This window comes from Chamaesiphon minutus PCC 6605 (assembly GCF_000317145.1).
GTDB lineage: Bacteria > Cyanobacteriota > Cyanobacteriia > Cyanobacteriales > Chamaesiphonaceae > Chamaesiphon > Chamaesiphon minutus.
In genome coordinates, this window is the sequence record NC_019697.1 from 2,446,669 (window position 1) to 2,471,267 (window position 24,599).

At 47.1% G+C, this 24,599-nt stretch carries 16 protein-coding genes, 3 tRNA genes and 3 rRNA genes; 11 read left to right on the plus strand and 11 right to left on the minus strand.

Features of this window, described 5'->3' with window-relative positions; all coding sequences use genetic code 11:
• Positions 1–10: 10 nt before the first annotated feature.
• On the minus strand, positions 11–1,363 hold the full coding sequence (locus tag CHA6605_RS11305) for an IS4 family transposase (protein ID WP_015159588.1): 1,353 nt from the start codon (positions 1,361–1,363) through the stop codon (positions 11–13).
• 434 nt (positions 1,364–1,797) lie between these two features.
• Between CHA6605_RS11305 and CHA6605_RS11310 the strand changes: the two genes are divergently transcribed.
• From CHA6605_RS11310 to CHA6605_RS11340, 6 genes are all read left to right on the plus strand, one after another.
• On the plus strand, positions 1,798–2,478 hold the full coding sequence (locus tag CHA6605_RS11310) for a hypothetical protein (protein ID WP_015159589.1): 681 nt from the start codon (positions 1,798–1,800) through the stop codon (positions 2,476–2,478).
• A 172-nt stretch (positions 2,479–2,650) separates the two neighbouring features.
• Positions 2,651–3,331 carry a hypothetical protein gene (locus CHA6605_RS11315; RefSeq protein ID WP_041547932.1) on the plus strand — a complete coding sequence of 227 codons (681 nt, stop codon included), beginning with the start codon at positions 2,651–2,653 and terminating at the stop codon, positions 3,329–3,331.
• 45 nt (positions 3,332–3,376) lie between these two features.
• On the plus strand, positions 3,377–4,729 hold the full coding sequence (gene xseA, locus CHA6605_RS11320) for an exodeoxyribonuclease VII large subunit (protein WP_232432290.1): 1,353 nt from the start codon (positions 3,377–3,379) through the stop codon (positions 4,727–4,729).
• Complete coding sequence (gene xseB, locus CHA6605_RS11325) at positions 4,713–4,922, plus strand: exodeoxyribonuclease VII small subunit (protein WP_015159592.1); 210 nt, start codon at positions 4,713–4,715, stop codon at positions 4,920–4,922. Before xseA ends, xseB begins: the two co-directional genes overlap by 17 nt.
• 544 nt (positions 4,923–5,466) lie before the next feature.
• Positions 5,467–6,171 (plus strand): SOS response-associated peptidase, encoded by a 705-nt coding sequence (locus tag CHA6605_RS11335; RefSeq protein ID WP_015159594.1) that lies wholly within the window; start codon positions 5,467–5,469, stop codon positions 6,169–6,171.
• Positions 6,172–6,344: 173 nt separating this feature from the next.
• Positions 6,345–7,328, plus strand: a complete 984-nt coding sequence (locus CHA6605_RS11340; protein ID WP_015159595.1) for a potassium channel beta subunit family protein — start codon at positions 6,345–6,347, stop codon at positions 7,326–7,328.
• Positions 7,329–7,477: 149 nt separating this feature from the next.
• Here the strand turns inward: CHA6605_RS11340 and CHA6605_RS11345 are convergent, their stop codons facing one another.
• The 3 genes from CHA6605_RS11345 to CHA6605_RS11355 form a co-directional block, all read right to left on the minus strand.
• Positions 7,478–9,187, minus strand: coding sequence for an alpha/beta hydrolase (locus tag CHA6605_RS11345; protein ID WP_015159596.1), 1,710 nt, complete (start codon positions 9,185–9,187; stop codon positions 7,478–7,480).
• A gap of 599 nt (positions 9,188–9,786) precedes the next feature.
• Positions 9,787–9,860, minus strand: a tRNA-Pro gene (locus CHA6605_RS11350).
• Positions 9,861–9,928: 68 nt separating this feature from the next.
• Positions 9,929–10,456 (minus strand): GNAT family N-acetyltransferase, encoded by a 528-nt coding sequence (locus tag CHA6605_RS11355; protein ID WP_015159597.1) that lies wholly within the window; start codon positions 10,454–10,456, stop codon positions 9,929–9,931.
• A gap of 692 nt (positions 10,457–11,148) precedes the next feature.
• On the opposite strand from CHA6605_RS11355, the gene CHA6605_RS11360 reads away from it, so the two are divergent.
• The 5 genes from CHA6605_RS11360 to rrf all read left to right on the plus strand — a co-directional run bounded on the left by CHA6605_RS11360 (position 11,149) and on the right by rrf (position 16,294).
• Positions 11,149–12,635 (plus strand): 16S ribosomal RNA (locus CHA6605_RS11360).
• A gap of 123 nt (positions 12,636–12,758) precedes the next feature.
• Positions 12,759–12,832: transfer RNA gene (locus CHA6605_RS11365), tRNA-Ile, on the plus strand.
• A gap of 62 nt (positions 12,833–12,894) precedes the next feature.
• Positions 12,895–12,967: transfer RNA gene (locus CHA6605_RS11370), tRNA-Ala, on the plus strand.
• 253 nt (positions 12,968–13,220) lie between these two features.
• Positions 13,221–16,111 (plus strand): 23S ribosomal RNA (locus tag CHA6605_RS11375).
• 65 nt (positions 16,112–16,176) lie between these two features.
• Positions 16,177–16,294 (plus strand): 5S ribosomal RNA (gene rrf / locus CHA6605_RS11380).
• The 16S, 23S and 5S rRNA genes sit together here with 2 tRNA genes alongside, the layout of an rRNA operon.
• A 243-nt stretch (positions 16,295–16,537) precedes the next feature.
• On the opposite strand, the gene CHA6605_RS11385 is transcribed toward rrf, so the two are convergent.
• From CHA6605_RS11385 to CHA6605_RS11415, 7 genes are all read right to left on the minus strand, one after another.
• Positions 16,538–16,933 carry a hypothetical protein gene (locus CHA6605_RS11385; protein WP_015159598.1) on the minus strand — a complete coding sequence of 132 codons (396 nt, stop codon included), beginning with the start codon at positions 16,931–16,933 and terminating at the stop codon, positions 16,538–16,540.
• A 331-nt stretch (positions 16,934–17,264) separates the two neighbouring features.
• Positions 17,265–17,987 carry a DUF1995 family protein gene (locus CHA6605_RS11390; protein WP_015159599.1) on the minus strand — a complete coding sequence of 241 codons (723 nt, stop codon included), beginning with the start codon at positions 17,985–17,987 and terminating at the stop codon, positions 17,265–17,267.
• A 207-nt stretch (positions 17,988–18,194) separates the two neighbouring features.
• On the minus strand, positions 18,195–18,677 hold the full coding sequence (locus CHA6605_RS11395) for a C40 family peptidase (protein WP_015159600.1): 483 nt from the start codon (positions 18,675–18,677) through the stop codon (positions 18,195–18,197).
• 330 nt (positions 18,678–19,007) lie between these two features.
• Positions 19,008–19,688 (minus strand): DNA-3-methyladenine glycosylase, encoded by a 681-nt coding sequence (locus tag CHA6605_RS11400; protein ID WP_015159601.1) that lies wholly within the window; start codon positions 19,686–19,688, stop codon positions 19,008–19,010.
• A gap of 212 nt (positions 19,689–19,900) precedes the next feature.
• Positions 19,901–20,893 carry a glycosyltransferase gene (locus tag CHA6605_RS11405; protein WP_015159602.1) on the minus strand — a complete coding sequence of 331 codons (993 nt, stop codon included), beginning with the start codon at positions 20,891–20,893 and terminating at the stop codon, positions 19,901–19,903.
• A 260-nt stretch (positions 20,894–21,153) separates the two neighbouring features.
• A complete protein-coding gene (locus CHA6605_RS11410; protein WP_015159603.1) occupies positions 21,154–22,617 on the minus strand; it encodes a mechanosensitive ion channel family protein in 1,464 nt (487 codons plus the stop codon).
• A gap of 259 nt (positions 22,618–22,876) precedes the next feature.
• On the minus strand, positions 22,877–24,538 hold the full coding sequence (locus tag CHA6605_RS11415; protein ID WP_232432254.1) for an adenylate/guanylate cyclase domain-containing protein: 1,662 nt from the start codon (positions 24,536–24,538) through the stop codon (positions 22,877–22,879).
• Positions 24,539–24,599 lie beyond the last annotated feature (61 nt).

Here is a 24,599-nt window from a genome sequence, read left to right on the forward strand (position 1 = left end):
ATCGCACTTGTCAAGCGGGCTTGAGGCGATGAGTCGAAGAAAAATTGTCTGTTCGACTCATAGAATCAGGAAAAGGTGCAATAATTAACTTAACATTAGGTTTACGAACAGTTTTAACAATACCTAAATCTTGATTCTCTGGGGCAGCAAAATAGGTGACTGGATTGGCAGCTAAACCTTTATGATGAGCTACATGAAAGTGATAAAGACCTCGATAAATCATCTCTAAAGAAATGCGGTCGAATGGGAGAGATAATTCATCAGCTACAGCATCACCTAAATCGACTAGAACTGCATAAAACAGCCAAGTCCCCCACATCTGTAATTTAATTCCATTAACTGAACCAGTCCATAAATAACTCAACCCGAGCAATCGTTTAACAGTATTAAAAGCCTCTTCAATTCGCCACCGTCTTCCGTACAAATCGGCGACTACATAGGGAGGAAGATTCAATGGGTCGAGTACACTAGTTAGATAAGAATACCAGACTTTACCCACTTTAATTTCGACTAATCTTACAGTTATATATGGAGTCTTTTTGGTGCCAGACCCCATCCGCACTATTCGGTCACGGATACTATAACTATTGCTAAATACTCGCTCTATCTGTAGCGATGCACCTTTTTTTAATCGAGTAATAAAATGAATATCTCTGTTAATTAATTCTTGCCAAAATTGGAAATGATAGAAGCCTCGATCCAAGAGCAATAAAGTGCCCGATGTTACTAAATTCAGGATATCTTTCTCAAAATTAACATCTGAAGCTTTGGGATTTTCTCTAAACCAGATTTCAATCGGCAATCTCGTCACCAAATCTATGACTACTCCCATTTTTCCCGCTAGTTGTCCGATTGGCACATCAGATAAGCTATCTAATTTCTTGAATATCGCTTCCAATGTGGAGCCATCACATGCCCAAATCCGCTCAAATTTTGCTTGAGCAAATTCAATGCTTTGTGGCAACAATCGCTGTTTTCTCTGGTGCCACTTCACTCTAAATTCTGGCAGTAATTCCTTAAACACTCTCTCAAATAACTCAGATGGAAAGGTCAGAAATCTTTGTGCAATCGCCTGTTGACTTACTTGTGTTGGCTCACACCACAAAAATCCTTCTCGCCCTAACATTCGGCTTAGTTCTCTGACTCCTGGCACATTCCGCCACAGTAGCGTCAGCACTGCTGCCATCATCAAGGGTAAATTTAACAGCCGATTTCTCAGCCCTAATTGTCGGTAGTAATGACTTTGATTGAAAATTGCTGGTGTCAATAAAGCCTCTACTTGAGCGGCGATGATCTCATCTTCCACACCTGGTTGGTGGTTCTTTTTGGCGTGGTCGCGGTTACTTCTTCGGCGGCTGGTCATCAGGCCTCTATTCCCTCAAACTCTTGACTAGAAACAGTTTGGCATCTTTTTATTACCCTTTTGACAAATCTCTGATTTTCTTAACTTGTCACGAATGGCCTACGGCAGGTTGTCGCCAACACAGAAGTGGTAGCGTAGCATCTCCACGAGCAGAAGTGTGAATCGGCTTGCATGACTCGTACTGAGCCAAGTTGTTGGCGTAGCCTCTTCGATCGGAGAATTGTGGATGGGTGGCTTACTGAATTCGATCGCCGACCCCACTTTTACCGACTTTAATTGCCGATTTTTTCCGCCCAAAGCTAATGCTGGATTGGCTTAGACTGATATTACAGGAATCTTTCTTAGTCCGATTGTAGTAACTATATCTTTAATTGCCGAAACTACTCGCACTAGATCCGTCATTGTCTGCTCACCAGTTATCAGCACCAAGCCTTATGGAAAATACCAACACGCTAATTTACTTACTCAAAGATCGATTTAGCTTCATCGATGAAATTCATAATAGTGAGAAACTCAACAGTAAAATTATCTCGCTGTTATTTACCAGTTTCAGTTGCTTTGCTATTTATGGAGCCATCATCGGAGCGACTAATAGTGCCATGCCGCTCCAAATTCTCTCTTCGGCAATCAAGCTGCCAGCATTATATCTAATTACCTTAATTGTTTGCTTACCGACTTTGTATATTTTTAATGCTTTTTTTGGCTCCCGCAGCACGATTCGCCAACATTGGGCTTATTTACTATCAGCAATTACAGTTATTTCGGTTTTGTTATGCGGTTTTGCACCAATTACCTTATTTTTCTTACTAACTGTTAACGATAAATTTTTCTTTTTATTATTAAATGTCTTCATCTTTGCCATTACGGGGATCTTAGGCATATCTTTCCTATATCGCACGATGAAACCCAGCGAAGCCGAAGAGCAAGCTGGCAATGTCAAAATTAGGAAAAATATTCTCAAATTTTGGCTGGGATTATATGGATTTGTCGGTACTCAATTAGGTTGGACATTGAGACCATTTTTTGGAACTGGTAGTAGTTTTGAAATTTTTCGGCCTAGAGAGGGCAGCTTTTTTACTGCCGTATGGGAATCTATACATAGATTGGGGATGTGAAGCATTGCGTTGGGTTTCCCGATCGTGAAAATGTACCAAGCAGCAGCGCAATTGAATGGGCGAGAAACCAGCCCATTCAATTGCTACAAGACAGCGAGCGACTCGCGATCTAGAGGTTTCCTCTAAATTGGGCGCGTAGGATTTTAGATTGCCCAGCATAAAAATTGGATGTATGGTGGATAGATTTGAGGAATTAATGATTCCGCGATCGACAGTAGAATCGATCGGCCAGCAGGAGATCGGACATCTGATGGTAGGCTTTACTTGGAGAGCAAATGTCTGGAGACAGCCGTATAAATTAATCCAAATTTGCTCGATTCAAATTATCGGTGCGGGCATTGTATTTGCAGCATTAATGTTGCCAATCGATCGTGGATTGAATCTCTATCGATCGCCACAAACTCAACAAGAACGCTTAACAAGATTACTGGTAGTTGACAGTACAATTACCCTGGCTGCTATCGTTGGCTTTAATTGGTGGATACTTCGTCGTGGAAAGCGATTGCAAAAATTACTAAAATTAGTCGAGCAAATCGATCGATATAATCAGATTGTTAATTCGATCGCCACCTTAGAAAAAGTAGCCAATCTTACCAATCGCCAAACCAAATCAGTCCCAACATCAGCAATAATTGAAATTCTCAGTCAAACCCAACAAAACTTACTCGCCGCCTTGAAGATCGATCGCTACTTACGCGAATATCCCGATTCATCCGAACTCACAATCTCGATCGCGCACAATTTAATTAATCTTCAAAACCTATCCCAACAACCACAATTAGCCGAGTACGAAACCCTCCTCACCCAAGCCTGGGAAATTGGCATGAGTATTTATGAGGAGACGAATCTTTGATAGGGATTTTGGATTGCGGATTGCGGATTGCGAATAGTGAAAATAATGGATCGCATCGTCAGTTTTTACCCATACCCATCCACCCATCCCACCCGATCGACAGTCAAATCGGTAATAATAAGCAACTATCCAGCTTATCGTGGTGCTACTTGTCGATCGATGTCCAACGAAACATTTTACCCAGATATCGATCCCATCTCGATCGATCGATTGACTGGTTATATCGAACGCGCCCTGCTGCAAACTCCCCAACTGCGACAAGTCTGGGTGTGTGGCGAAGTTTCCAGCGCGAGTCATCATCCATCGGGAATTTACTTCAATCTCAAAGATAAAGTGGGCAAATCCGCGCTCCCAGCCGTGGTGTGGAAATCCCAGATTCCCGAGCTAGAAACCAAACCCGAAGTTGGGATGGAAGTACTCGCGCTGGGTAAGATCGCCGTCTATGCACCCCATGGCAAATATCAGTTCCAGGTGCAGCAAGTCCTCCCTATGGGTGAAGGACTCCAAGCTCTACGACTGCAAAAACTCAAACAGCGGCTACAAGCCGAAGGTTTATTCGATCTAGAGCGCAAACAACTTTTACCCGCTCAACCGCAAATTATCGCCGTGGTTACATCGCCTACAGCCGCCGCCTGGGGCGATATCCGCCGCACATTGCTATCTCGTTATCCGGGGGTAATAGTGCTATTTTCACCCGCCACAGTGCAGGGAGAAACCGCCCCACAGTCGATCGAACGGGCGATCGATCGACTCATTATCGACGATCGTGCCGAAGTCATCATCCTGGCTAGAGGTGGCGGCGCGACCGAAGATTTAAGCTGTTTTAATAGCGAAATCGTCGTGCGATCGATCGCCGAATGTCCGATTCCGATCGTCACTGGTATCGGACACCAGCGAGACGAATCTCTCGCCGATTTAGCCGCCGACGTCGCCGCCGCCACCCCCACAGCCGCCGCGATGCTAGTCGTTCCCAATCTCGAAGATGTCGCAGACGAGCATCTAGCCAGAGTCGAACGGTTGCGCCAAGCCATGCAAAGAGTCATCATCGATCGTCAGTCCGAGCTAGATCGCCTGCGCATCCGCTGCGAACGCATCAAACCCGATCGCCAATTAGATCGAGAACGCGAGCGGATCGATAACCTCGCGCAAAGACTCAAACTCGCGATCGCCAGACACTTGCAAACCGCACATCAAGAACAGCTAAGATTAAAAGAGCGATGCCAAGCTCTCGATCCGATCTTAGTCTTGCAACGAGGTTACGCACTAGTACGGGATAATAACGGCGCGATCGTCCGCACTAGCGATCGGTTAGTCGTAGGAGCCGAATTATCCCTCCAATTTAGTAACAGTAGTGCCAAAGTTAGCATAGTTGAAATCGATAATGGCCAAGAAAAGTGAGTGGAAATACGAAGCAACAGTCGCACGAGTCGAAGAAATCCTCGATGAAATTGAAAGCGGCGAATTAGAATTTACCGAAGTATTCGATAAATTCGCCGTAGCCGTTGAATCCCTACAGCAGTGCGAAGATTTTCTGACCAAACAGCGATCGCAAGTCGATTTATTACTCGAAAATCTTGGTGATAGTTTTTAGGGTAAGGGCAATTCAAGAATTGTCCCTACCTCCATCTGGGAAACAATTCATCCGCTCGTTTGGTGAACTATCCATTGAGCTGTTCGACATTTAAAGTATATGCACCATTAGTTGTGCCTACGGCAGGCTACGCCAACGACTCCACTCAACCAAATGGGTTAAGAAAATCGAATGTGTGATTTAGATGTTCGACAGCTTACCCACAGATCGATGACTTTCAGCACTAATGCGAAGCGCGATCCGATCCCCACAAATCGACCCTTCGGAGGGGTTTTGGGGGAAGCGGCTCGCTCCGGTCGGGTTCCCCGACCATGGAAGCGAGACAAGACAGCGGGCGTCCCCCAACGGGGGGGGATCTGGGGGGAAGCCTCCCCCCAGATCCGGGTTCCACAGCACCAGCAACTTAAAACTAAGCACTAGTCCCAAAAATTCCTTTGAGGGTGGCGATCGATCGTCCATCCCGATCCCAAACTGACCTTATCCTCGCAATGCCCCAAGTAACTCGCTAGCATATTAATATGTATCCGAGCTGCGGAGAAAAATTATGTGCGGACGATTTACTCGCTCGACTTCAGCAGAAACGATCGCTTCAGTCTTTGGTGTCGCAACCAGCCAATTAACACCACGATTTAATATTGCCCCCACACAGACAGTAGCCACCATCTTGCAATCGCCATCCGCCCCACCTCAACTCCAATCCTTGCAGTGGGGGCTGATTCCATCCTGGGCAAAAGATCCCGCGATCGGTTCCAAACTAATCAATGCCAGAGCAGAGACGGTCAACGAAAAACCCTCATTTCGATCGCCATTCCGGCATCGACGTTGTTTGATTTTGGCCGATGGTTTCTACGAATGGCAGCAAATTGAAGGCAGCCGCAAAAAACAACCGTATTTTATGAGCTTGCAAGACGATCGACCCTTTGCCTTCGCAGGTTTATACGATCGATGGCAAAGCCCAGAAGGCGAAACACTCGAAACCTGCACCATTATTACCACCACAGCCAACGAACTCCTCGATCCGATTCACGAGCGAATGCCCGTAATTCTGGCTCCCGAAGACTACGCTCTCTGGCTCGACCCCGACTTTGGTAACACCAAAGACCCCGCCGCCTGGAGCAAGCTGCAATCGTTACTCGATCCCTATCCAGCCGCCCAGATGAAGGCATATCCGGTCAGCACTACCGTCAACAGTCCCAAAAATGACACCCCAGAGTGCAAACAACCGATCGGCGTAAGGGATAGTGAATAGTCAATAGTAAATAGTGAAAATAGTGAATAGAGATCTAGTCCGCATAGCGGCGCGCGCTCTGGAGGTTTCCTCCAGGTTTAGCGCGACAAGACAGGCAGACTTTGCATCATTAGCAACGATTTCAATCGTTGTGCATTCAACCAAAAAGTAAATTTATTCAAGGACGATCGAAAATGAAATACCGCAGACTAGGACGATCCGGCTTACAAGTAAGCGAACTATCGCTAGGATCGTGGGTGACTTATGGCAATCAAGTAGATGAAGATTCCGCGCTCGAAACCCTCTCAGTAGCTAGAGATGCAGGCGTCAACTTCTTTGACAACGCCGAAGTATATGCAGGTGGCAAATCTGAAACCCTCATGGGCAACGCCATCAAGAAACTAGGGTGGGATCGTGCCGACTATATCATTTCCACCAAATTCTACTGGGGACTCGCCCAAGGCCCCAACCGCAAGAATACCCTCAACCGTAAATACCTCCGTCAAGCGATCGAAGGTTCCCTCCAACGCCTGCAAATGGACTATGTAGACCTCATATTTTGCCATCGTCCCGACCCCAACACCCCGATCGAAGAAACCGTCTGGGCGATGCATGACATGATTCAACGCGGCCAAGCTTTATACTGGGGCACATCAGAATGGTCGGCAGCCGAGATCGTCAGTGCATGGCAAATCGCCGAACGGCACCATCTCCACAAACCCGTCATGGAACAACCCCAATACAACTTGTTCCACCGCGATCGCGTAGAAACAGAATACGCCAGACTCTACGAAGATCTCGGCTTAGGCTTAACCACCTGGAGTCCCCTCGCTTCTGGCGTCCTCACAGGCAAATATGCCAACGGCATCCCCGCAGGCAGTCGCTCCACCCTACCGGGCTACGAATGGCTGCAAAAACTAGTCACCAACCCCGACTGGCTCGCCGCCACCGAACGCCTGCGATCGATTAGCGATAAACTCGACTGCACCCTCTCCCAACTCGCGATCGCCTGGTGCGCCAGCAATCCCCAGGTTAGCACCGTCATCACAGGTGCCAGCAACAAAACCCAAGTCATCGAGAACATGAAAGCGATCGACATCATCCCCCAACTCAACGCCACCCTCCGCGACCAAATCGACGCAGCAATCGGCACCGTCGGAGTTTCCACACCCGCGTAATCCTACATCTTCACAATAGGTCTGTAGGGGCGGGTTTATGCTAACAATCTACGCCTAACACCAGTAGATTCAAACAAACCCGCCCTCCTCACTCGATTCCTCAAATGATTCAGCTTTGCTAGATTGAAGTGAGATCGTCTAAATCGCTCCTACGGTACCAATTGAGGAGCGCGATCGTCCTCCTGCTGTAACGCCTGCACGAGCGGCTCCGCAGCATCCGAGCGCACTAAATTCAGCCCCAGATCGCTATTCCCCGAAGTAACTGCTAAATTACTCGTACCAATGCGATTCCGTTCCAGCGATCGAGCATAACCCGCAGTCAAATAACCGTGAAAATCACTGCGGTTAAGCAAGTATTTTTGAAAAAATGCCGAACTCAGTGCTCTAGTATACACCCGCGCTCGCGCCGGATCTGGGCCGATTAAACTATCCGAAACCGGGAAAATCCCGTCACCAGTCGGAATCGATTGAGTCGAAAAGTGCGTCCCCTTCTCCAAAATCGCCAAATACTTATCAGGTGTCTGTAACCACGTAAACGGATAAATTTGCTCCGGTACCGCAGGCGTGACCAGATCGTCGCTACCGCCCATCATAAACACAGGCAGTCGAATCTGACCCATCCCTCGCTTGCCAAAAATCGTACTATTCAGAGGACTAATCGCAAAGATCGCCTTAACTCGCGGATCTTTAAGCGCGTAGCGTTGCGGCTTCAACTCATTCGCCCGACATTGCAGCAAAACAGATAGATTTAAAGATCGATTGGGATTGCAGTCCCGCTTGACTCGATCGAAATCGATCTCTGCCCCAGCCAAAGCCAATACCGTATAGCCCCCCAGCGAATATCCGACTAGTCCCACACGTTCGACATCAACTCGTCCCAATGTCGGATCTGATTTGCCCTGACGCTGGATCTCGTCCAATACAAACGACACGTCGCGCGGACGTTCCAGTAATTCCGTTGCCTTTGGAGCTGGAGCCAACCCAGAAAAATACTGCCGAAACCGATTCGCATCTCCACCCACATGTTCGATCGCCGCAACTGCAAACCCGTAAGATGCTAGATGTTCGGCTAAATAACCAAACGTAGTCCGATCTCCAGCCACACCATGAGAAATCACAATAATTGGTACCGGATTGGTAGCAGTTGTTTGTGGTAAATAAATATCCCCTGGTACCCGTCGATTGCGCGCTCGATCCAGCCAATCAAATTGCCGTTTCTGCCACCGAAATGTCCCCGCTCGCCGCAAATCCACTTGCTTTGACAAGTCGATCTGCGGAGCAGTTGCCGCTTCATCAGCCGCAATTCGATCGAGCGCAACGATCGTTTTATCGCGACGTTTGAATAACTCCGCCAAATTATCATAAATAGTAAATACCTCAGCCAGATTCAGATTGACTTCACGACCGGGAAACTGCTTGACGAAATTGATGACAGTTAAACCTTGTTTCCGATCCGCCGCCGCACTAATCAGTCCAGTTCTAATCGACTTCATCCCATTGCGACGCAAATCAGCTTGAATCGAATCCCCCAATCGCTCCAGAAGTCTTTCGACTAGCGGAGAGTTAGTAAATTGCGAGACATAGCTCGGACTCACCTCAAATCGCTGCTGCAAAAACTCTCGCAACTGTAACAACTGTTCTGGTGGAGTTTGTTTGGCTAAACCTACATAATCAGCAGGAATCGTCCCATCTTTAGCAAAAGTTTCCAATTCTTTAACAGAAACAGAAAAGTCCTTAAAGGGTGGAAAATAGCCAGTAATCCGCTCGGCAGCACGTCCCGACATCGGCATCGCAATCGTGGCAAATGTAGCGATCGTTAAGGCGTTGAGCCACAGACGTTTAAGAGCAAAGATCGACATAAAATTGGCTCAGGATAGATTTAAATCGATGACTATTTAAAACTCAACCAGTAAAAAACAACGATTGCTGTCTCCATCGGTTTGCAGATCGAAGCGTTATCTGCACCTCATTTTGCTCCGCGATCGCATTACAATCGAAGGGAGATCGCACAATACTTCCGAGCGCAGCAAAGAGCATTTTTGCCCTCATCCCCACTTTTACTACTGTACACATTTTTTTTAGGTTAAAAATGAGCCTTTAGAACGATCCCTCGCTCATCATCTACAGGTTAAGCTGTTGACCATCCTCACCCAGCACCAAAGCTGCGATCGCCCTACTAGCATTAGTGACGATTTCACCCTCTTAGATCGATCTCTTAAACATTACGTAGAGTAGCCAAAGTTGTTAGGACGTTTTCTAATTAGTCTGCTTGTCTTGACGCAAGCGGCGATTTCAATCGCTGTTCTGTCCTTAATAGCTATGACGGTTGCCACAACTCATAAATAGTAATTCATTGCATTAATAACTACCCGTCACCTCTGACGAATAATTCAATTCTAATGCACTAATAATTTATTAAAACGCCGCAACTCTATAGAAGTTGCGGCTTTCATTTAAGTCGGGGTGACAGGATTCGAACCTGCGACATCCTGCTCCCAAAGCAGGCGCGCTACCAAGCTGCGCTACACCCCGCTGCTTGTCTCAATCATCATAGCATATAAAAATTCAGATCGATCGACAATACAAAAAATGACCACAGACTAATCGGGATACCAAAACATTCCCTTGATTCCTTCCGGGTCTTCGACAAAACCCATCCCACTATAAAAACCCACCACATGAGCATCGGCGAATAGCGTAATGTTACTAATATCCTCAGCACGGATCTTATCGATCGTATATTTCATCATCGCCTTACCCAACCGTTGTCCCTGAAAATCAGGATGTACCACCACATCCCAAACAGTTGCATTAAAGGCACCATCAGAGGTAGCACGTGCAAACCCAATCATTCTCTTCGTCGCACCTCTAACTTCCCACATCGAAACCACAATAAAACTATTCTGAAGTGCCTTCTTGACCTTGCGAAGCGGACGCCGCGACCAACCCACAATGTCGCACAGCTCCTCCAGCTCGTATAAATCGAGATCTCGATCGGTACTAAAAAAAATTTGACTATTTGGGGGTAGATTAAGTCCAGTTACTTTTACAGCCGTACCGACAGAGGCACCTGCTTTAGCGTCAGTAGCCGTATCGCCACCACTAAATAAACTCTTCCAAAAAACCATGTGGTGTGAACAACAAAAATAGTGGTTGCAGTTCCCAACCCTCGCCAGTTATCGCTGGGGAGCGATCGGTAAATTTACCCAAATCATAACATTATTTTTAATATAATTCCCGTTTGATGTCGCTGGTGCTGCCAATATACATCGATTGAATCGCCTACCCACCCAGCACCAGTCTCTTCAACATCATCTATATAGATAGAGTCGCTCTAAAAAATATGGATACCTCGATGGTCAGCATCAAACACGAGCGGACAAGACAATCTTTTCAAAATTCTTTAAACTATCCCAACCAATGCACAGCCTAGATTCTAACGATTGAGACCCAACGAATAACACTCAAGCCGAACATATTTTTAGAAAAATCATAGCGGCATTAGCCAGAAAATGTACCCCTAATCTAGAATCAGCAAGAACTAGAGCCAATTCAGACAAAAGTGTTGACAAACCAAGATGGGTGGGATATATTAGTAAAGCGGTCGAGGGAAACAGCGACGCCGAGGCGGTGAAAGCCGCTCTGGTAGCCGAATATTTCGACCCTGAACCTAGACAACTATATAGTTTGAAAGCCTATTCAACCTCGTTAATTTCGTTAACACGATTATAACAGGTCTTTCTGGAAACGGAAAGGCCAGACGAGTAATAAGTCTTAAAAAGATTACAACCGAGCCGATCTTAGATGGCTCTCACATAATATTATGGAGAGTTTGATCCTGGCTCAGGATGAACGCTGGCGGTATGCCTAACACATGCAAGTCGAACGGTGTCTTCGGACATAGTGGCGGACGGGTGAGTAACGCGTGAGAATCTGCCTTCAGGACGGGGACAACAGTTGGAAACGACTGCTAATACCCGATGTGACGAAAGTTGAAAGATTTATCGCCTGAAGATGAGCTCGCGTCAGATTAGCTAGATGGTGTGGTAAAGGCGCACCATGGCGACGATCTGTAGCTGGTCTGAGAGGATGAGCAGCCACACTGGGACTGAGACACGGCCCAGACTCCTACGGGAGGCAGCAGTGGGGAATTTTCCGCAATGGGCGCAAGCCTGACGGAGCAATACCGCGTGAGGGAGGAAGGCTCTTGGGTCGTAAACCTCTTTTCTTAGGGAAGAACAAAATGACGGTACCTAAGGAATCAGCATCGGCTAACTCCGTGCCAGCAGCCGCGGTAATACGGAGGATGCAAGCGTTATCCGGAATGATTGGGCGTAAAGCGTCCGTAGGTGGTTTTGTAAGTCCGTGGTTAAAGCGCGAAGCTTAACTTCGTAAGGGCCATGGAAACTACAAGACTTGAGTAAAGTAGGGGTAGAGGGAATTCCCAGTGTAGCGGTGAAATGCGTAGAGATTGGGAAGAACACCGGTGGCGAAAGCGCTCTACTGGACTTAAACTGACACTGAGGGACGAAAGCTAGGGGAGCGAAAGGGATTAGATACCCCTGTAGTCCTAGCCGTAAACGATGGATACTAGGTGTTGCCCGTATCGACCCGGGCAGTGCCGTAGCTAACGCGTTAAGTATCCCGCCTGGGGAGTACGCACGCAAGTGTGAAACTCAAAGGAATTGACGGGGGCCCGCACAAGCGGTGGAGTATGTGGTTTAATTCGATGCAACGCGAAGAACCTTACCAGGGCTTGACATGTCTGGAATTTCTGCGAAAGTAGAAAGTGCCTTCGGGAACCAGAACACAGGTGGTGCATGGCTGTCGTCAGCTCGTGTCGTGAGATGTTGGGTTAAGTCCCGCAACGAGCGCAACCCTCGTTTTTAGTTGCCATCATTAAGTTGGGCACTCTAGAAAGACTGCCGGTGACAAACCGGAGGAAGGTGGGGATGACGTCAAGTCAGCATGCCCCTTACGCCCTGGGCTACACACGTACTACAATGCTATGGACAAAGAGCAGCCAACTGGCGACAGTGCGCTAATCTCATAAACCATGGCTCAGTTCAGATTGCAGGCTGCAACTCGCCTGCATGAAGGCGGAATCGCTAGTAATCGCAGGTCAGCATACTGCGGTGAATCCGTTCCCGGGCCTTGTACACACCGCCCGTCACACCATGGGAGTTGGTCACGCCCGAAGTCGTTACTCTAACCGCAAGGAAGAGGACGCCGAAGGTAGGGCTGATGACTGGGGTGAAGTCGTAACAAGGTAGCCGTACCGGAAGGTGTGGCTGGATCACCTCCTTTTAGGGAGACCTCACACTATCGATACCGAAACACAACGGATTAAGTACGATAGATGTCATCCCAAGGTCGAGCGTTTTTAGCGAGAGGGCTTTCAAACTTTATATTCTAGTTCAGCTAGCTCTTGGGCTATTAGCTCAGTTGGTTAGAGCGCACCCCTGATAAGGGTGAGGTCCCCAGTTCAAGTCCGGGATAGCCCACTTATCATCTAGCAGATAATTAAACACCAGACCTTAAGTGTGGGTATTAATTAAATGAACTAGGGGGTTTAGCTCAGTTGGTAGAGCGCCTGCTTTGCAAGCAGGATGTCAGCGGTTCGAGTCCGCTAACCTCCATCTGTTACAAGACAGAACGCCAGCTTATCTAGAATATATCTGCAAACATCGGAACTGATTTCAGCACCTACTAATCAAGAGTAGTCTGCTGGACTCACAAGTCCAGTTCGCACCTTGACAACTGCATAATAATCAACAGTCAGGTAGTCGTAATTAAACATTACAGACAATCCAAAACAAATCATAGAAACTTGTGACTTAAGTTTTAGGTAAGACTAATTTATTAGTCGAACTGAAGGCTGGTCAACAAAGTGGTCAAGCTACAAAGGGCTTACGGTGGATACCTAGGCATACAGAGGCGATGAAGGACGTAGTTACCGACGAAACGTCTCGGGGAGCTGGCAGCAGGCTTAGATCCGAGAATCTCCGAATGGGGCAACCCTAAATACTGCTACCTGAATCTATAGGGTAGAAAGAGCTAACCCAGCGAATTGAAACATCTTAGTAGCTGGAGGAAGAGAAAGCAAAAGCGATTCCCCAAGTAGCGGCGAGCGAAACGGGAACAGCCTAAACCAGAGTGCATGCACTCTGGGGTTGTGGGACAGTAACGTGTATCGACAAGATTAGACGAAGCACCCGAACAGTGCATCACAGAGGGTGATAATCCCGTAGTCAAAAATCGAAGCGAGCTAACTGAATCCCGAGTAGGCCGGAGCACGTGGAATTCCGGTTGAATCAGCGAGGACCATCTCGTAAGGCTAAATACTCCTGTATGACCGATAGTGAACCAGTACCGCGAGGGAAAGGTGAAAAGAACCCCGGAAGGGGAGTGAAATAGAACATGAAACCGTAAGCCTACAAGCAATGGGAGACCGATTTAACGGTTGACCGTGTGCCTGTTGAAGAATGAGCCGGCGACTTATAGGTACTGGCAGGTTAAAGTTTACAAACTGTAGCCAAAGCGAAAGCGAGTCTGAATAGGGCGTTAATTGTCAGTATTTATAGACCCGAACCCTGGTGATCTAACCATGGTCAGGATGAAGCTTGGGTAACACCAAGTGGAGGTCCGAACCGACTGATGTTGAAAAATCAGCGGATGAATTGTGGTTAGCGGTGAAATGCCAATCGAACTAGGAGCTAGCTGGTTCTCCCCGAAATATGTTGAGGCATAGCGGTAATGATTATAGTCTGGGGGTAAAGCACTATTTCGGTGCGGGCGGAGAAATCTGTACCAAATCGAGATAAACTCTGAATACCAGATGCACACATTGCCAGTCAGACGGTGGGGGATAAGCTTCATCGTCAAGAGGGAAACAGCCCAGACCATCAGCTAAGGTCCCCAAGTTATTGCTAAGTGATTAAGGAGGTGGGGTTGCACAGACAACCAGGAGGTTTGCCTAGAAGCAGCCACCCTTGAAAGAGTGCGTAATAGCTCACTGGTCAAGCGATCCTGCGCCGAAAATGAACGGGGCTAAGCAATACACCGAAGCTATGGACTTGTATTTATACAAGTGGTAGGGGAGCGTTCCATGTTAGGTTGAAGCCGTAGCGGCAAGCAGCGGTGGACGAAATGGAAGTGAGAATGTCGGCTTGAGTAGCGCAAATGTGAGTGAGAATCTCACAGCCCGAAATCCTCAGGATTCCTTCGGCAGGCTCGTCCGCGAAGGGTTAGTCGGGACCTAAGGCGAGGCCGAAAGGCGTAGTCGATGGACAACGGTTTAATATTACCGTACCGTTAATTGTTGGTACAGAGGGACGGAGAAGGTCGTCACCAGCCAGAGATTGGTTGTTCTGGTGCAACTGTTCGAGGTGTTGAGAGTCGGTGAAAACGACTCGAGCTAAGACAGGAGTCCGGCGAGCTACGGCTCGTTAGTGGTCGAGATCCCGCTTCCAAGAAAAGCTCTAACTACCATAAGCAATTAACGCCCGTACCGGAAACCGACACAGGTGGGATGGTTGAGAATACCAAGGGCCGCGAGATAACTCTCTCTAAGGAACTCGGCAAAATAGCCCCGTAACTTCGGGAGAAGGGGTGCCCATAGCAATATGGGTCGCAGTGAAGAGTCCCAGGCGACTGTTTACCAAAAACACAGGTCTCCGCTAACTCGTAAGAGGAAATATGGGGGCTGACGCCTGCCCAGTGCCGGAAGGTTAAGGAAGTCGGTCAGAAAGCAATTTTGAAGCTGGCGACTGAAGCCCCGGTGAACGGCGGCCGTAACTATAACGGTCCTAAGGTAGCGAAATTCCTTGTCAGGTAAGTTCTGACCCGCACGAAAGGCGTAACGATCTGGGAGCTGTCTCGGAGAGAGACTCGGCGAAATAGGATTGTCTGTGAAGATACGGACTGCCTGCACCTGGACAGAAAGACCCTATGAAGCTTTACTATAGCCTGGCATTGTGTTCGGGCTTCGCTTGCGCAGGATAGGTGGGAGACGTTGAAGCAGTCCTTGTGGGGATTGTGGAGTCATCAGTGAGATACCACTCTGGCGAGGCTAGAATTCTAACGGTTGCCCGTTACCCGGGAACCGGACAGTTTCAGGTGGGTAGTTTGACTGGGGCGGTCGCCTCCTAAATTGTAACGGAGGCGCGCAAAGGTTCTCTTAGATTGGTTGGAAATCAATCGTTAAGTGTAAAGGCAGAAGAGAGCTTGACTGCAACACCAACAAGTGGAGCAGGTACGAAAGTAGGCCTTAGTGATCCGACGGTACTGAATGGAAGGGCCGTCGCTCAACGGATAAAAGTTACTCTAGGGATAACAGGCTGATCTCCCCCAAGAGTTCACATCGACGGGGAGGTTTGGCACCTCGATGTCGGCTCGTCGCAACCTGGGGCGGAAGTACGTCCCAAGGGTTGGGCTGTTCGCCCATTAAAGCGGTACGTGAGCTGGGTTCAGAACGTCGTGAGACAGTTCGGTCCATATCCGGTGCAGGCGCAAGAGTATTGAGAGGATTCCTCCTTAGTACGAGAGGACCGGGAGGAACGCACCGCTGGTGTACCTGTTATCGTGCCAACGGTAAACGCAGGGTAGCTATGTGCGGAGTGGATAACCGCTGAAAGCATCTAAGTGGGAAGCCCACCTCAAGATGAGTACTCTCACTACATAAGTAGGTAAGGTCACGGGCAGAACACCCGTTAATAGGCTCTAGATGGAAGTCCAGTAATGGATGCAGTCGAGGAGTACTAACAGACCGAGGGCTTGACCTCTAACGCTATGATTTGAATCTGTTGATGATTATGCAGTCTTCAAGGTGTGCAGCAATGTACACCTGCTTGGTGTCTATGGCCGAGTGGAACCACACCGATCCCTTCCCGAACTCGGAGGTGAAACGCTCGCGCGGCCACGATAGTTGGGGGGTTGCCCCCCGCAAAAATAGCTCGATGCCAAGCTTAATACTCAACTCAGATGCTCTAGTAGTAATACTAGGGCTTCTTCGTGTTTATAAATGTTTATAAATTGGCTTAGCATACGCTACTTATGGCTGGCTTAGCGTATGCTGCATATAACAATCGATATTACGGGAGTTTCGCGCGAACTGACTGCGGCTGAAAAAGCGCAAGGCTTGTAACGGTGCCGATTATCCAAGACAAAATCGAGATCGTAGTGGGTAAGAATAATGCGCTCGCCGCTGGTTAGATGCCTATCACTGCCTTAACTTGAGTCAAAAACTCTCCTTCAATCTTGATGATTCCATCCGTAGATAGGAGATTTTCGAGTTCATCGATCGCGTTGCGTTTAAACTCATCACTTCCCAATCGTCGATCGATATCTTGAATTAGCTCTTTGATTTTGAGCGGATCGTTCTTGAGTGCTCTTACCTTGGGAATAGTTGTTTGCAAGTAGAGATCGAATGACATGCCAGATTCCCACGGGAGCCGTGCGGACTGAGCGTCAAGAAAATCTTGTTCGGCAAGTGAAACTAGTGTATCTGAGTACATTCCCAATAAACACAAATCCACAAGTGCCTCTCGTTGAACTTGATTGGTTTCGCTGGAGCGATCGAACAACTTTTGGAAAAAATTCTGCATAGTTACCTCTTTAGACTTACATAATTAAGCTAGACTCCACATTGATATTACTCATTGGAACATGTTTCTGACATCTTATCGCAGTTTTGTGTAAGTTTCGAGCGCATGAATCAGCTTTAACTCACTCGATCGCGCAAGCGTGGTCGAGAGATGACCTCTGATATTGTCCAGTGTTAATGTTTGCTACGATATTGGATTTCGGGGATTCAATCTACACTTGCGAGCTTGGTGACTCTGGGGGCAATCCGAATTTCCCACTTCCGGTGGTGCTAGAGATCGATCTGATTCTGATTAGGATCTGTTCTTCTCGGATACAAGGGGCAATCATGGCTTATCTACTCAAAGTCCGTAAAAATCGACCCAAACTAGCGAATACACCAGGAGATTTGGCGGGAGTGGCATTATCTCCTAAAGTGGAGGGATTGAGGATCTCATCTAGCTCGTCGCCGACGGGTTTCTGGGGGCATTCCGCCAAGAGGATATAATCATCATCCTGCTCTTGCCACACCTGCCATTGAGCCGGATAGCAGCGGTAGAGCGCAGATGCTTCGAGGGGTTTGATATAGTAGGCGCAGGTGAGAGTCGTGAGAAACCGATCGCGCAGTTGTCTGGCAGCATAGCCAATCCCCACGATCGCGGCATCTTCGAGTTTGGGTAAGAATAATATTACCGGACGATCGCCTGCGGCATTGCATAACTTTTCTACCTGCTCGACTTCGACAGCCGAAGGATCGATGGCGATATATAACTCGTCTTCAGCTTGAATTTTATCGGTTATCGGCGATCGACTATTGCCCAGATCTTCGATCTTAAAATTAACACCTTGCCAATCACGTTTGGCTAAAGCGGCTGCGCCAGTATCGGTAAATAATACCTTGAGCGTATTCCCACGATCGCTAAATGATTCGAGAAATTGCCGCGCCAAACCCATCGACTTGAGTTCGGGGATGACAATCTCGACTGTAATCCGTTTGTGTCCATCAGCGATCGCCGCTAAAGTCGCAGCCTGAGCTAACGCGATCGATTCTTCGAGAGTGGTTGGTAGTTGTGGCATGGAACCGTGGGAACTGACGCTATCTTTACTAGGGTACAGCTTTTTGGATTGTGGATTGTGGATTATGAATCAAAAATCTCCCCCTCTCCCCCTCTGTCTTGTCTTGACGCACACAACCGGGAAGTTCCCTCCCGGTCGATGCGTCGCTGTCTCGCTTCCATGGTCGGGAAACTCGACCGGAGCGAGCTGCTCCCCCGCTCCCCGCTTTTAATCCGAAGGCAACAAAGACAAAATCCGATAAGGACGTTTACCCCAGTAGCTTCCAGAGGCAAAGCTGGCTTCTTTTACGCCAGTACTAGTTTGCGCGCCGATGAATTTTTTGCCCTGTACGTCGGTGATAATGCCCATATGTGCGGATGAACTACCAACTGCTGGGAAAATAATCACGTCACCCACTAGTGGGGACTTAGTTGGGGAAAAGTCCGAATCGTGCAAGTACTCATCAGCCATCCGGTAATCGTAGCCTTCAAAGATCCGGTTATAGACTGCATAGACAAAGTGGGAGCAGTCAATACCATTTTTGTCTTTACCGCCATATCGATAGCGAGTGCCTTGCCAAGATTTTGCTTCTGCCGCGACGGTATAGAGATCTTCGGAGGTGAAGATTTCATCGCGCTCTTCGCTATTGGCATTTGCAGGCAAGATTGAGGCGGAGATTAGCAACGCACAGACTAGAATTTTTTGGTACATAAATATCTCGATGCTGAAATAGTAAATGATTTTCGAGACCTAATACTTACAGGCTGCGACGCGAATAGTACAGTTACCGTTCCTTTAGATCGTTTCAGGGAATGAGCCTAAAACTGTCGCACTCCTACAATTAAATTGCCCAAAATCATCGCTAGATCGATCGTTTATTCAGTTCGAGAAATATCTAGAATAGGGAATTGCAAAACCCAGGTATAATTCATAACATTATGGATTGGGAAAACTTTGCTGTATACAGATCCATCTGTCGGGATTGTTTTTTAAATTAGTATCACTTTAGAAGCAATCTCCGAAATTTAGAGTAAGGGCAATTCAACTGCCAACGAGCGGTAATTTCTCAAACACCGATACTGCCTTACAACCTTTGACATACCACCGCCATGGTAAATCTACTCCCTGTGTCAGCCCGATGCGGGTGGTTTGGGTGAGTTCGATGGTACCGATATCTAGTTTGGCTTGCCAATCGATCGATCGATGTTCGATCCACATGGCTTGTCCGGATTCTAGTTTCGTACCGTAGAGATCCAAGCTAATTTGCATCGCCAGACAAAGTTTCCCTGGCCCTGCGGCGGCGCGGATGGGCTTCTCCTTGGGTTTTAGCGAAATTGCACTTAAAGTCGCTGGTGCGAGTTCTAGTGCCCGAATTAGCACCGCACTGGGCGCGCCAATTCGATCGGTTACGACATTGACGCAGTGATACATCCCATAAATCAAATACACGTACACATATCCTGGCCCACCAAACATAATCTGATTGCGCTTGGTTTGTTTGCGATAGGCATGACAAGCCGGATCGCCTTCTTGATATGCTTCGGTTTCGACAATCATTCCGCGTAATTGGGTGCCGTCGGGAAGTTGGCGCACTAAGGTACAGCCGATTAAATCTGGTGCGACGCTCACAGCCGATCGATCGAACCATTCAGTGGGAATTACTCGTTCCATAATTACAGCTTGAGTAGAATAATCCCCTGTAGGGTTATAATTGCCTAGCATCTAAGTTTTAGAATTGGCAAACATATCCAAATTTTAACGATTAAATCTATCTGAGTCACAGTGTCTAACAACATATTCTCAACTTAATCTGATAAGTTATCGATCGCGATTAGATCGAGTATTTAGGTATTATTATTTGCAATTAAGTTAGGCATACAAGCCATGTTCTTCTCGATTGAGTTGTGAAAGGTTCGCGATCTATTACTTTGTTCTCATCGTTTGAGCTTTTTCTGAATACTCTTAAGAGCTTTCGATAGTCTTAACTGCGAAACACGTCGATCGCTAAGATCTAACATATCAGAACGATCCAGATTGACACGATCGAAAAATCGATCGATATCGCTCAAAATTACCTGGATGCGGGACATGATATTCGCAGTTCGATATTCGGCGAGTAGGGATTCTAGATTGTTGACTGGTGCTGACGATTTAACTACTTCTAAAATCCGTTCGACATCATAGTCGGTGCTAAAACCTGCGATTTTATGACAATTAAAGCCTGGATCTAAATAATCCGATAACCCATGATTGACGCTCGAAAATACTTGACAGCCGCAAGCCATCGCTTCTAAAGGCTGCAAGCCAAATCCTTCGGTGACGCCTTGAGTTGCCCAATACTCGGCGGAGTCATATAAATATACGCGCGATCGATTGAATAATTCTGATAAACTATTAACGAATCCTTCGATAATTTCGACTTTACAATGGGACTGAAGTGTGGGAATTAATTGTTTTAATAAATAGTCCGAAGATTTGCGCGAGTGGACTAATACATCGATCGATCTGTCTGTGTGGCGATTGACAAATTCATCCGAAATTTGATTTGGCAAATAGTATAACAGCGCGTGGGGAGATCTTTGTCCCCAGTATCCTAGTGTATTCCGACTGACACAGACGATCGGAATTTGGGGTGGGAGTCGAAAGCCGTATTCGGCACTGTGGGCGTGATATATTGTTGGGTAGCCGCGCAAACGCGTGACTAATTTGGGGACATCAAAGCCCCAACTAACGACGAAGATCGCATCTTGCGGTTTGCTGGCTAAGATGTCGTCTAAATATGCCTTGTCTGGCTCTCGTTGGCGGTAGGTAACAATTTCGACGGGGCAGATTTGTTTGACTAGTTCGATCGTTTTTAGTTCGGCAAATAAGCCCCCGCAGTGAAATTTCTGGGTGGTTCCAGGCAGGAGAAACAGGAGTTTTCGCATAAAGTTGTCGATCGCATATAGCAATCTTATTTGATTTTTAAACTTACTAGCACTTAAATGCCGATCGTTTTAACCGCAGAGGCGCAAAGATCGCAGTGATGTCCGCTCGTCGAGTTCCCCGACGTCAAAAGGACATCAAGACAGAGGGAAGAAAAGAGTAATAGTTTCTGATTTAGGAGCGCATAGTGGAGGTTTTTACCACGTTCTAGCATAAACTACTATCGATCGATTCTCACCTAAAATTAGCAACGCCTAAAAACTCAAGAGCGGGAAATAGTTGGCGGTAATGTCGAGAGTACAGCCGCGCGTCGAATCTCTAAAATTTGACTGATTTCTCGCACAAAGCTGGGTTGACGTTCGATTGCCTGGTTGACAACTGTGGCAGAAAGAGTCATTACTTCCAAATCCTGGCTGGCGATGATCGATACCGGACTAACTTCACTAGCAAACAGCGTCATTTCGCCAAAAAATTCGCCAGTTTGGAGCGATAGGACTTCATGTTCTCGATCGAGATTGTCAGTCACCGTCATTGTTGCTTGTCCAGATATAATAATGTACAACTCGTTACTATGATAACCCTGACGGATTACTTTTTCTCCAGAACCAAAATGTTGGAGGCTAATTCCTACTGAGTTAGTATGTAAATTGGTGGGTCGATTCTCTTTCGGAGACGCTTCACGAACGAGCGGGACAAATGAGGGGATTGACTGTAAACTTTCTGCCATCTTTTGGGAATTACTTTGGGCTGCGGTATTTGGGCCATTAAAATGATAGAGCGTGCGAATCGGAAAGGGAATATTTAAATTATTGCGTTGAGCGGCATACCATACACGGGTCACAAATCGATCGCGAATTTCTTCGAGATCTCCGTAGTTTTCAATAAAAAATTTGACCTCATAAGTAATTGCCGAATCATCGTAAGAGAGCGTGAAGATTTGTGGTGCTGGCTCGGCTAATATACCTTGAGTTTCTACTGCTGTGCTGTGCAGGACATATTTAGCAAGATTGGGTGGATCTTTATAAGAAAACCCGATTTTAATGCGTTCGGCATGGAGGCGTTGGGGTTGACTATAGTTCCGAATCATTTGCGCGCCAATCAGTTTGTGAGGGATAACAATCATCTCTCGTTCTAATGTTTGCAATCTTACTGCACGCCAGTTAATATCGATTACCTGCCCTACTAATCCATCCACCCGCAACCAATCGCCCACGGAAAAAGGACGCTCGAATAATAGGGCAATACCTAGCACCACATTACCCAATGTATCTTGCAGGGCTAAACCAATTACGATCGAACTCACGCCCAAAGCCGTTACCAATCCCGCTAAATCTGCACCCCAAACTGTTGCTAAGACGATCGCACCACCGAGGGAAACTAAAAATAGCCGCAACAGATCGATGAGTAATTTGGGCACTCTAGCGCGCCAAGTATCGGCGTTAGCTTGCTCGAATAAAATTGCATTTAGTAATGATAATGCCGCATGAATTGCCGATAGCCACAACAGCGTTTCAACACTTTTCACAAGCTGTCCGCTGGCGGGAAGCTGGAGCACATGCCGTAAAAACAGCAAGAATACCAGCACGGGGAGTAATAAGTTGCGAATGAGTTGGAAGGTATCAGCTAATGGCTGTTGTTGCCGCTGCAAGCGATAGATTAGCTCTCCTAGTCCGATAATTAGGAGGGGGAAGCCGACAATCAGTGTGAGTGCCCAGATTAATAACATTTTGGATTTTGGATTTTGGATTTTGCGGATGCGCGAAAAGTGGATCTGCTCCGTTCAAACTCCGCCCTGAACTATAAGTTCGGGCTAAGAGCAAAAGTCCACTTCAGTGGACTAAAGAATCTTGCAGTCCACTTCAGTGGACTTGCGCTCTTAGCCCCAAATTCATTTGAGGGCAATGTTAGAGCGGAGCTAGGAATCCTTAAATGGCGATCGTTATTCCGTTGGTGTAGCCTCAAGAACAGAAGAAAATGATATTAATTTAAACCTCCGATCGAGTGTTTTTTTGGATACTTTTAAACTTCCAAACTTTTAAGGCTGCCGTACCATTTCCTTCGGGGACTTCTGCTGGTTCAAATTCATATAGGTCATCCAAACGTTGATAGACTGCTGCTGACACAAAAATTGCCCCAGAGGGACAAGCCACCCGCAAGGCGTTAGCCAGATTGACAGTGTTACCCCAGACATCATAGATCGATCGATGTCTGCCGATAATTCCGGCGGTGACATCGCCGGAATGAATGCCGACGGAGATATTTAATTCAAATCCGCGCTCGTGGTTGAAGCGACGCACGATCGAAATCATTTCCAAGGCAAAATCTACAGCTCGTTTATCGTGGTCTAAATAAGGTACTGACAACCCACAAATTGCCATATAACTATCGCCAATAGTTTTGATTTTCTCGATGCCATAGCGTTCGGCAGCATCATCAAAACTCGTGACGAGATCGCTTAGAATTGTCACTAATTCTTGGGCGGTGAGATCGATCGCCAGTTTGTGAAAACCAGTCAGATCTGAAAATAAGACAGTTACATTAGAAACAGTATCGGCAATTTCTTTCTCCCCGCGTTTGAGGCGTTTGGCGATCGCTGATGGAAACAAACTCAGTAACAATTGTTCGTTTTCAAAATTCTTTTGGGCGACTAGATTTGTTTGAGCCTGCAAGCTTTTGACCATGGCATTAAAGGATTGAGCTAGTTCGCCAAATTCATCGCGAGCATCTAAGACAATTGCAGTATCCAATTGTCCAGCCTCGACTTTGCGGGCACTGGCAATCAATCGATCGATTGGTTTGACAAATAAATTAGCCAATGCCATCGCTAATAGCGTTACTAATAGCAATAATAAAGTTGCCGAGATCGCCACTTGGTTGCCAAAATCATAAATCGGCGCATACGCCTCAGCCAGGTCGATCTCCGCCACGATTGCCCAATTCAAGCCATCGATTTTGATTGGGGCGTATGAACTCAGGACGGGGACATCGCGGTAGTCTTGGATGATTTGGGTACCCTGTCTGCTGGCGAGAGCTTCAGTCGCCGCTTTGGTCATCACCTTTTGTTCTAAAATCGAAGTATTGTATTGCCGAATCCGATTAATTGTGGCTGCATCCACGCCGATATCTTGCAAGGATTTAAAATAATCGGCTGGCGCATCGACCAAAAAACGGGAAACCGAGCGCATTAAATAATCCCGCCCGACTAGATAAGTTTCGCCAGATTTGCCCAACCCATCTCGCTCCCAGTTGCGATTTCCGGTCATCACATTATTGATTTCATCGACGGGTAGTTGCACCGCCAATACACCCACAAATGTCGATCGATCGTAAACTGGTGCGGCAATAAAGGCGGCTGGTGCGCCATAGGAAGGAATATAACCTTCAAAGTCAATCAGTTTCACAAAGTCTCGTTCCTTTGCGCGTCTTACCGATGCGACGAGTCGAGCCAAATTGCTCTCGTTATAAGCCCCAGTAGTAAAGTTGGTAGTAAAATCGGTCTCTTTATACACCGTGTAAACGACCGTTCCTTGAGGATTAATCAAGAACATATCATAGTAGCCGAACTTCTTAATGATGTTCCGAAAAATGGGATGATAGCGGGCGTGGCGGCTACTATAGGCACTGCCATCTGCGGCGGTATCGAGCAAATGTTTTTTGCCAACGGGGTTGGGGTTGTTGGCGATATAGTGATATTGGAGGTTGCGTGCG